An 8,601-nucleotide genomic window follows, 5' to 3' on the forward strand; every position below is an offset into this window, starting at 1 on the left:
GGACGGTTGGCGATTCCACAAGCACGGCGACTACATCGGCGTGCACAACGTGGAGTGGGAGTACCTGGCCGAACAGGACGGCGAACGCGGGGAACGCATCGACTCCGTCGTCATGTACCACGTCATTCACGTGCAGCCGAACACCACCCGCGCGCCCCCCGTGTGACCCACACACAGGTGGGGTGGCGGGGGCGGGGGTAACACGCCCGCAACCGCCGCCACGTCCTGCACCTCACGCAAGCCGACATCCACCACGCCGGAGGCCCATCCCCTGCAACCCTCAGCCTCCTAGAAAACGGGCGGCTGAAAGCGATGAGCACACGGCAACGCCACAACCTGGAACTCGCCCTCGGCTGGACACCCGGAACCGTCAACGCTGTCCTCGCCGGCCGCGCCCCCGCGATCGCAGCAACGCAGGTTGTGGCCGCGTCCGACGCATACCGCATCCGCTACCAGGTTTTGTACGACCGTATCCGCGAGTACGCGGCGACGCAGGGGGAGCCAGTGGAGAGCGACCTGCTCGCCCTGATTGGTGAAGCGGAAGCGGTGCGGCTCCCCCAAACCAGACCCATCACCCGCGGCCCCTACACCACCCCTCGAACCCCAGGAGAGAAGACAGCTTGAGCGACAACACCGCCCCCGCTGCCGAGTTGCTGGCCGACATCCTCAAACGGGAGGGCGACCGGGAGTCCACGCTCCAGATGTACCGGGACAAGTACTGGCTGCCGATCGCGCAGCGCGTCACCGCCGAAGGCTGGACCTCCCCGGCTGAAACTGATGCCCTGCGCGCCCGTATCGCCGATCTGGAGGCATGGCAGCATGCCGTAGCCGATGCTCTCCAGATCAGCGAGGGACCAAGCGAGGGATACCCGTGGCATTGCGAGGAAGACCCAGCGAAGGCAGCCGAGTATGCGCGGGCCGCAACGCAAGCCGGGTTGGACCTCGCCGAACTGGAAGCTCGGACAGCGCTCGACCCTGACGCCATCGCCGACGAGTTCGGTATCGAGAGCTTGGGTGTGGTGGATGGGATAGCCACCCTCACCACTGCCCCCACCACGGAGCAGTCCCGTGCGCTTGTCCTCGCGATGAGCATGGCGTGCGGGCGGATGCTCGACGATGACCAGGCCACGAACTATGTCGAGTTCGAGGTGTCCCCCGCCAACCATCCCGGCTACATCGTGCACGTGCGCCGCGGGGAGCGACCCAGCCCGCACGACCTCCGCAAAGCTGCCGATGCCCGCGCCGCCGAACTGGAGCAGCAGTTGGCTGAGCTGGTGGCGCAGCGGGATCGAGTGACCGACCTGTTCGAGACGTGGGCGGCCGAGGAAAACGAACACCTCCTCGCCGGGGAACACGGTCTCGCCGAGGGGATACACGCCGCGATCGAGATGCTGCGCGAAGCCGTCCACGGAACCACCCAACCCGCAGAGGAGAACCCGCATGTCTGACAGCAGCATCGACGCCCTGATCGAGGAGGGGCGCCGCATCCACTCGGCTGCCACGCCCGGCACCTGGCATGCCTGGGATCGCGGTGTCGGCTGGATGATCGCCCTCGACCCCGACGGAAACGATTTGCTGCCCGAGGGGTTGCGCACCGACCTGGATCGCCGCCAGGACGCCGAAGCGATCGCCTGGGCGCACAACCATTTGCCCGGCCTGCTCGACCTTCTGGAGCAGTGGCGGGAGATCGCCCGTGACCGGCGAGACGATCTGGTCATCGCCCGCGCCCGGATCGAAGAGCTGGAGGCGCAGCGGGCCCGCGCTCTCGGCCACACCATCCCCCGTGGTGGTGGCGAGTTCGAGCACGACCACGACGTTCTCGAGGGCCATGACGGCTGCCCCGCCTGCTGGGCTGAGGACATCCGCGAAGCACTCGGACAGGAGACCCCGCAGTGACCCGGATCGTGCGGGCTGTCCGCACCTGCCGCGCCTACCCCGCCCAATGGGACGCCTGGACCGAGGACGGCACCTACCTGTACATCCGATGCCGTTTCGGTCGGCTCACCGTCGAGTCGTTCCCGGAAGGCCCTGACTGGGAGTTCGATTCACCATCAGTGATGGTCGCCGAGACGGAAGCCAATGTGTACGACATCGCCGACGTGTGCGAAGTGACGGACATCGAACTGGCCGAGGATGCGCGGGTCGATGACGTCTGGCCCGACTACGACCGTTGGACTGTCCACGCCGAGCAGCAGGCCGGCCACTCGCTGCATGCGTCTGCTGGGATCACCGCCCGCTCCTGCGATCTCACCGACTCGTGCCATCGGATGCGTGGCCACGACGGGCCGTGCACTCTGCCGCAGGATCACTGACTGCCGCCCGGTTTCGGCGGGTCGGGGTGGTTGCACCCCGACCCGCCATCATGTGTTGGGGCTCTCCCTTGAAGCCTGGCACTTGCGTGTGTACCGTTAGGGATGTCAGAGGGACAACGCCCTCACCCAGAACCGGAGGAGACCGGAATGTCTGAAACCCTCACCACCGCCGACCCGGCCCGCACCACCGTGCTGACCGCACTCGACCTCGCCGACCAGGTGGAAGACCGCAGCCTCATCCTCCACATCGAAGACGGCACCTACTTCCGTCCCCATCGCTGCGAACACCCGGACTGCGCGCGCCCCGCCGCCGCCTCCCTCGAATACATCAACCTCGAGGACGGTGTCACCGAGATCATGGTGTGCGGCGACTGTGCTGCCGACGCCCACCAGGTGATCCGCATGAGCGAGGACACCGACGGCAGCGAAGACATCACCCTGCGTGTGTCCCCGTACTGGCTGCTGTACGTCCACGACGTGGCCGCATGACCGCCGCCCTGTCCCTCATCCCCACCTGCCATCCTTCGGCATGCCATCCTTGGGGCGTCCGCCCCATTGAGGGGGCGCTACCTGGAGGAGACAACACAGTGGGATACGAGTACGGGCGCGGAGCAGAAATCCTGTTGGCACGTACCCGCCTGGGCTTCACCCGCGAAGAGATGACCGCGGCAATGAGGGTCCGCCCCCAGTCGTATCAGCGGTGGGAGAACGGCCGCGACGCCATCCCGTCCGGCATATGGGATGAAGTAGCGAAACTGCAAGCCCACTTCGACCAGCAGGTGGAACGGCTCGTCGCCGAGGCCGCACAGGTGGACGGCCCCCACTACGTGACCGTGTGGCGCGGCGCCTCCGACCACCAGCCGTCCCCTGGACTGTGGCTGCACATCGTCGCCAAAGCGCAGGAGCAGGCACCCAACATCGTGCCCCGATACCCCGAAGACCGTGACTGACCTATTCGAACGCGCCTCCCGTCTGCCCACTGGGCAGCGGGAGGCGTTCATGGTGTGGGCGCGACGCAACCTGATCCGCCTCGAAACGGTACGTAAGTACCCGACTGCGGGCGCTCTCGCCCAAGCACTCGACCCGTCCACTGTGCAGACCGCGGACCTGCGGGTCATCGACGAACAGTTGGAGTGGGCGTTCCGCACACCCGGCGCACGGCTCATGATCTCGAAGCCCAGTCAGACCGGTAAGTCGGAGCGCGCTCTCTGGGGCATCCTGCGGGCTCTACTGCTCGACCCCGACCGGCGAACCATCATCGTCACCCACAGCGAAGACCTCGCCCGCATCCACTCCGAACGACTCCGGCTCCTGCTCCGCACGTACGGCTCCGACGCCAGCGACGCCATGACCGGAGCCCCACTACCTGACCGCCTCGGCATCGGCCTCGGCGACAAAACCAGCGCCTCCCGCTGGTCCCTGGCCGGGCATCGTGGTGGCGTTGTTGCGGCAGGCGTGGGCACTGCACTACCTGGCAAGCCCGCCGACCTGCTGTTATTGGACGACCTATTCGCCGGCATGTTGGCTGCCGACTCGCCCGCCGAACGGCGGCGCGTGAACACCTGGTGGGACTCTGTGGGTTCACAGCGCCTCGGCCCGGACGCCCCATGCATCTGCATCGGCACCCGCTGGAACGAAGAGGACGCCCACGCCTACCTGCTGTCGCAGGAGCCTGACCGCTGGCGGGTGCTGAACTTCCCCGCCATCGCAGAGCCCGGCGTCCACGACTCACTGAACCGCCCCTATGGGGTGCAGTTGGAGAACCCTCGCGGCACCACCGACTGGGCGGCTCGACGTGATGTGCTGCCCGCCCGCGTCTGGGCATCCATGTTCCAGGGCAACCCCACCCCATCGGATGGTGCGCTGTTCAATCCTGACTGGTTCAAGAACCATCGACTGCCCGAAACACCTGCCCTGTATCGGCGGCTCGTCGGTGTGGACCCTGCGGAGACGGGCAGCAGTGATGAGGTGGGTTTGATCGCTGGCGGCCTGGCAGCTGACGGGACGGTGGTCCTGACTGATGATTGGTCGGGACAGTTCTCGTCTGCGGTGTGGCCGCGGCGTGCCTGCCTGATGGCGTTGGCTACTCAGGCGGGTGAGTTGGTGTTCGAGGCGTATTCGGCGCCGGTCGCGTATCAGCGGTTGTTGGAGCAGGCGTTCGACGATCTCGCGACCGAGGCAGTGGCGGGGGATGGCACGGTGGAAGCGCAGTTCGGGGATGGGACGGTGGGGCGGGTGCGTGTGCCGGCGTCGCGTCCGTTTCTGATCAAGCCGTGGACGCGGCAGGGTAATGCGGTGGTGCGGTCGTCGGGTCTGCGGTATGCGATGAGTTCGGGCAGGTGTCGGGTGGTGGGTCATCGTTTGGCGACGATGGAGGCGGTCGCCATCAGATGGTTCGAGTCCCAGCATCAGCCCGATCGGGTGGCGGGGGCGACGATCGTTTATGACGAGCTGGCTGGTGGTGGTGGTACGGCGTTGGCTGATGACACGGGCAGCTGGGGCGACATGCCGTCCGGCTTGTAGGGGTTGCATCCCCGACACATGTGTGTGTAGAGTCAGTGATGTCAGAGGGAACAAGCCCTCAAGCAACCGGAGGAGCCGGACATGCAGAACACCATCACCCCCGCCACCAACGCCGAGATCATCGACGCCATCGAGTTCGGCACCACCGCGGGATGGACCTTCCGCTTTTTCGACGGCCGCGACGACATCATCGTCATGGACGCCGAAGACGTCGAGGGCCTCGCCGCCTACTACGAAGAGCGTGGCATCGGCCTCGTCATCATTGCCCCCATCGACGAGACCCCTGCCCGCGAGACCACCCCCGTGGTAGAGATGGACGACGCCGAAGCGACCTGGTTCCTCAGCGGCTACGGCTACACCGCCGACGAGGCCCGCGACATGATCGCCCACGTGCAGGCGATGGGTGAGCCCATCACCTCCCAGACCATCCGCCCCTGACCCACTCCAGCCCGCCTCCTTGCATGGGGGCGGGCCATCCTCGCACGACAGAGCAAGCTGTCACCCCCCCGGAAAGGACCGGACCCCATGGCTGCACCGCTCACCCTCCCCGATGGCTGGTTCTCCGTCGCCTGCCCCGATCGACACGCCTACCACCCCGGCAACGATGTGGGCGACCTGTGCGGCGTCGTGTACTTCGACCCCCACGGGAAGCTCACCGCCGAAGTAGGGGAAGTGGTGGGCGACGAGGACACTGAAGAGCGGGCGACCGCCCACGGCTTCGACAGCCTCGACGCCGCCCGCGAATGGGTCGAAACCACCATCCGCCTACTCACCCCCTGACTGCACTCCACCCGTTCACGCTGCCCGACAGGACCGCTGTCGCCCACCCGGAAGGAACCGGCCATGCGCCCCGATCTCATCCCCGCCGACTGGACATCCGCGTCCTGGCGGCCCGGCGACCACCGCCACATCCTCACCCCCGCCGTCGAACAGGTGGGCGACCTGATCGGCGAGGTGTACATCGACCCGCACGGCACCATCCGAGCGGCCGTCCACACCGTCCTCGTCGTCGATCACGCCACCGAGCTGGAGTTGGACGCCGACGGGTTCGCCACCTTCGCCGACGCCCGCGCCTGGGCCGTCGACACGATCGACCACCTCACCCACCACCTCGCCGCCTGACCGGAGGGAACACACTCATGACCATCGCCGACATGATCGACTCGGACGGCAAGCTCCGCGACGCCTTCCGCGCCCTGCCCACCACTCCGGCACGCCCCGCCGCCAAGCCGCCCACCATCGACTGCACCCGCGACGTGATCGACGCGCTCGGCGACGGCACCGAGGCGCTGGCGTACATGAACGACGAACTCAAGGTCATCGTGTCCGCGGCCCGGTACGCGGAACTGTTGGAGCAGGCCCGCTGGGGTCGAACCTGAGCGGAGCGAGTGTTGCGCGGTCGGTCGCTACCGTCCGCGCCATGCTCACTGTTCTGACGCTGGTCGTGTACGTGCTCGTGGTTGCTCGGGTCACCCGCCTGGTGACGACAGACAAGATCACCGAGCCGCTGCGGGCGAAGCTGATCGATCGAGTAGGCACACAGTCGCTGTGGGCGTTCGGGGCGCACTGTCCCTGGTGTGCGGGCTGGTGGGTGGCTGCGTTGCTCGCTCTGCCTGCTGCGTGGGTGGCCGGCCTGCCGTGGTGGTGGGCGTTGGCGTTGCCGTTCGCGGCGTCGCAACTGGTGGGGATGATGGCGCGGGGCGATTTGAACTGAGGGGCTTGCGCCCCGACACATGTGTGTGTATAGTTGTTCATGTCAGAGGGAATACGCCCTCACCGAACCGGAGGAGCCGGACATGCAGAACCTCACCGCCCCGCAGATCGTCAACCAGCTCGTCGAGCGCGTCGCCGCCCTCGTCGTCACCCAGAACCCCGGCGCCACCGAAACCGAGATCAGCGAGATCTTCGACCGCTGCTTCCCCGTCGCCTGGGACAAGTTCCTCGCCAACCTGAAGGCCGACAACCCCCGCAAGGCCGCCCAGTTCGAGCGCGCCCTCGCCGCCTACATCACCGACAACTGAACCGCCTGGCCCGCCCCGCCCCGCCCAGGGGCGGGCCCCAACGCCCGACGGACCCCGCCGTCACCCACCCCGGAAGGACCGGAACCACCGTGAGCGACAGCTGCGAAAACTGCGGACGCATCTCCTGCTATGCCATCACCGATCCCGAGACCGGCGACTGGATCACCCAATGCGAACTGACCGGCCAGGCGATCAACCCCGCCCTCCACTACCTCTGACCCCGGAGCAACGATGCACGCCCCGTACTGCTGCCCGCAATGCGATGTCGACCTCGATGACGACGGCACCGAGGTCCGATGCTGGAAGTGCGGGTGGTCGGTCCGCAACGTGGACAACCCGCACGAGTACTACGACCGCGCCGACGCGATCCAGTCGCTCGCACAGCACCAACGCAACCGCCTGACACCCCCGCCTCTTGCGTAGGCATCCGCCACCCTGCCCGACGGACAAGCCGTCCCCACCCCTGGAAGGAACCGGAACCCCCGTGGAGAAGATCCGTGCCTGACACCACCGCTCGCCCCACCTACACAGCCGAGCAGGTCGCTGCCGCAGTGGAGTTCGTCGCCACCATCACGAAGGTGGATGCCCACGCCGAAGCCGAACCCGCCTACTTCACGCCCGCCTGGGCGGAGTGGCAGGACAACCACGACGCATACGAAGCCGAATGCGTCGACGCCCGCACCGCGTACGAGGCCCTGTTCGGCGGTGACGCCCCCGACCCGCGTGACCTGATCGCATGACCGCCGCCACCAAAACCCGCAGCCGCAAACCCGAAACAGGGCAACCCGCGAAAGAACAAACCGCCCGCAACACCATCAAGCGGTACGCGCTCAACCCCGACGACGAGCTGATGCTGCTGCGGATGGTCGGCCTCGAACCCACCCCGGGCGCGGTGAAACGCTCCGCCGACCAACGCGCCCCCAAGAAGCAGTTCGAACCCAAACCCACCACCGAACCAGACCCCACCCTGCTGGAAGGCCGCCCCAGCCTCCCCTGCGGAAACTGCGGCCGGGAGATGTTCAAACAGACCTGGCCCGGCCCCTGGAAGTGGGATCGCATCTCCCACGCCGGACACGGCTACTGCCACCGCTGCCGCAACACCCACAAACCCAAGACCGAAGGAGCACGACCATGATCCGCGAAGCCCTGTCCGCCCTCACCGCCGCCCTCGCCGCCGTCACCATCACCGCCTGCCAGCCCACCGAACCCACCCCCACCCCCGTGCAGCAGGTCGTAGACGCCGGCGTCGACTCCACCACCCCCACCCCGGTGCTCGATCCGCTGTCGTCGGACGGCACCTGGCTGGTCCCCACCCAGATCCCGCACGGCACCTACCTGGTGACCCCCGACCAGGGGCGCCGCGGCTACTGGGCGTTGTGCGCGGACCTGATGTGCGAGCCCGGCGCCGGGATGATCACCAACGACCTCGTCGCCGGTCCCGGTTACGTCGTCATCGGCCCGGACGCGGTCGCGATCGAACTGCGGCGTGTCACCCTCACCCTCGCCGAGTGACCGCCATGCCTCTCGTGTGCCGACTCCACCGCGCCGACCCCTACCTGTTGATGTGCGCCGCTGCCCTGTCCCTGCTGCAACCGGTCCTGCACCTGCCCGCCTGGGTGTTCCTGGCAGCGATCCTGGCCGCGCTCGCCCCGCTCACTGTCGGGTACCGGCACGAGTTCCACGGCGAATGCCCCACCCTCTGCTACACCCGGCAACCCGTTGAGGGCCCCACCCCGCACGGGCTG

General features: G+C 67.4%; 19 protein-coding genes. All 19 read left to right on the forward strand.

Annotation, left to right across the window (positions count from 1 at the left end; translation table 11 throughout):
* Positions 1–312: 312 nt before the first annotated feature.
* Positions 313–624 carry a hypothetical protein gene (locus tag QH283_RS16265; protein WP_280503829.1) on the forward strand — a complete coding sequence of 104 codons (312 nt, stop codon included), beginning with the start codon at positions 313–315 and terminating at the stop codon, positions 622–624.
* Positions 621–1,448, forward strand: coding sequence for a hypothetical protein (locus QH283_RS16270; RefSeq protein ID WP_280503830.1), 828 nt, complete (start codon positions 621–623; stop codon positions 1,446–1,448). The genes QH283_RS16265 and QH283_RS16270 overlap by 4 nt, the downstream gene beginning before the upstream one ends.
* The gene (locus QH283_RS16275) at positions 1,441–1,896 is read left to right on the forward strand and encodes a hypothetical protein (RefSeq protein ID WP_280503831.1); all 456 of its coding nucleotides are present in this window, start codon (positions 1,441–1,443) and stop codon (positions 1,894–1,896) included. The genes QH283_RS16270 and QH283_RS16275 overlap by 8 nt, the downstream gene beginning before the upstream one ends.
* Positions 1,893–2,312: a hypothetical protein gene (locus tag QH283_RS16280; RefSeq protein ID WP_280503832.1), complete on the forward strand. Its 420-nt coding sequence runs from the start codon at positions 1,893–1,895 to the stop codon at positions 2,310–2,312. The genes QH283_RS16275 and QH283_RS16280 overlap by 4 nt, the downstream gene beginning before the upstream one ends.
* Before the next feature lie 147 nt (positions 2,313–2,459).
* On the forward strand, positions 2,460–2,801 hold the full coding sequence (locus QH283_RS16285) for a hypothetical protein (protein WP_280503833.1): 342 nt from the start codon (positions 2,460–2,462) through the stop codon (positions 2,799–2,801).
* Between the two features lie 98 nt (positions 2,802–2,899).
* Positions 2,900–3,262 (forward strand): helix-turn-helix domain-containing protein, encoded by a 363-nt coding sequence (locus QH283_RS16290; protein ID WP_280503834.1) that lies wholly within the window; start codon positions 2,900–2,902, stop codon positions 3,260–3,262.
* Positions 3,255–4,835, forward strand: a complete 1,581-nt coding sequence (locus QH283_RS16295; RefSeq protein WP_280503835.1) for a hypothetical protein — start codon at positions 3,255–3,257, stop codon at positions 4,833–4,835. The genes QH283_RS16290 and QH283_RS16295 overlap by 8 nt, the downstream gene beginning before the upstream one ends.
* An 81-nt stretch (positions 4,836–4,916) precedes the next feature.
* Positions 4,917–5,273 carry a hypothetical protein gene (locus QH283_RS16300; protein WP_280503836.1) on the forward strand — a complete coding sequence of 119 codons (357 nt, stop codon included), beginning with the start codon at positions 4,917–4,919 and terminating at the stop codon, positions 5,271–5,273.
* A gap of 87 nt (positions 5,274–5,360) precedes the next feature.
* A complete protein-coding gene (locus QH283_RS16305) occupies positions 5,361–5,615 on the forward strand; it encodes a hypothetical protein (RefSeq protein WP_280503837.1) in 255 nt (84 codons plus the stop codon).
* Between the two features lie 63 nt (positions 5,616–5,678).
* Positions 5,679–5,957 (forward strand): hypothetical protein, encoded by a 279-nt coding sequence (locus tag QH283_RS16310; RefSeq protein ID WP_280503838.1) that lies wholly within the window; start codon positions 5,679–5,681, stop codon positions 5,955–5,957.
* 17 nt (positions 5,958–5,974) lie between these two features.
* A complete protein-coding gene (locus QH283_RS16315) occupies positions 5,975–6,214 on the forward strand; it encodes a hypothetical protein (protein ID WP_280503839.1) in 240 nt (79 codons plus the stop codon).
* A 41-nt stretch (positions 6,215–6,255) separates the two neighbouring features.
* Positions 6,256–6,549: a hypothetical protein gene (locus tag QH283_RS16320; RefSeq protein WP_280503840.1), complete on the forward strand. Its 294-nt coding sequence runs from the start codon at positions 6,256–6,258 to the stop codon at positions 6,547–6,549.
* An 82-nt stretch (positions 6,550–6,631) separates the two neighbouring features.
* Positions 6,632–6,856 carry a hypothetical protein gene (locus QH283_RS16325; RefSeq protein WP_280503841.1) on the forward strand — a complete coding sequence of 75 codons (225 nt, stop codon included), beginning with the start codon at positions 6,632–6,634 and terminating at the stop codon, positions 6,854–6,856.
* Between the two features lie 89 nt (positions 6,857–6,945).
* Positions 6,946–7,074: a hypothetical protein gene (locus QH283_RS16330; protein ID WP_280503842.1), complete on the forward strand. Its 129-nt coding sequence runs from the start codon at positions 6,946–6,948 to the stop codon at positions 7,072–7,074.
* A 13-nt stretch (positions 7,075–7,087) separates the two neighbouring features.
* Positions 7,088–7,279 carry a hypothetical protein gene (locus tag QH283_RS16335; protein ID WP_280503843.1) on the forward strand — a complete coding sequence of 64 codons (192 nt, stop codon included), beginning with the start codon at positions 7,088–7,090 and terminating at the stop codon, positions 7,277–7,279.
* Positions 7,280–7,353: 74 nt separating this feature from the next.
* A complete protein-coding gene (locus tag QH283_RS16340) occupies positions 7,354–7,596 on the forward strand; it encodes a hypothetical protein (RefSeq protein ID WP_280503844.1) in 243 nt (80 codons plus the stop codon).
* Positions 7,593–7,991 (forward strand): hypothetical protein, encoded by a 399-nt coding sequence (locus QH283_RS16345; protein ID WP_280503845.1) that lies wholly within the window; start codon positions 7,593–7,595, stop codon positions 7,989–7,991. Before QH283_RS16340 ends, QH283_RS16345 begins: the two co-directional genes overlap by 4 nt.
* Positions 7,988–8,368 carry a hypothetical protein gene (locus QH283_RS16350; protein ID WP_280503846.1) on the forward strand — a complete coding sequence of 127 codons (381 nt, stop codon included), beginning with the start codon at positions 7,988–7,990 and terminating at the stop codon, positions 8,366–8,368. Before QH283_RS16345 ends, QH283_RS16350 begins: the two co-directional genes overlap by 4 nt.
* Positions 8,365–8,601: hypothetical protein (locus QH283_RS16355; RefSeq protein WP_280503847.1), on the forward strand; the 237-nt coding region annotated here is incomplete at its 3' end. The genes QH283_RS16350 and QH283_RS16355, both read left to right, overlap by 4 nt.

It is taken from the genome of Nocardia farcinica (assembly GCF_029867845.1).
In the GTDB taxonomy this organism is placed as follows: Bacteria; Actinomycetota; Actinomycetes; order Mycobacteriales; family Mycobacteriaceae; genus Nocardia; species Nocardia farcinica_A.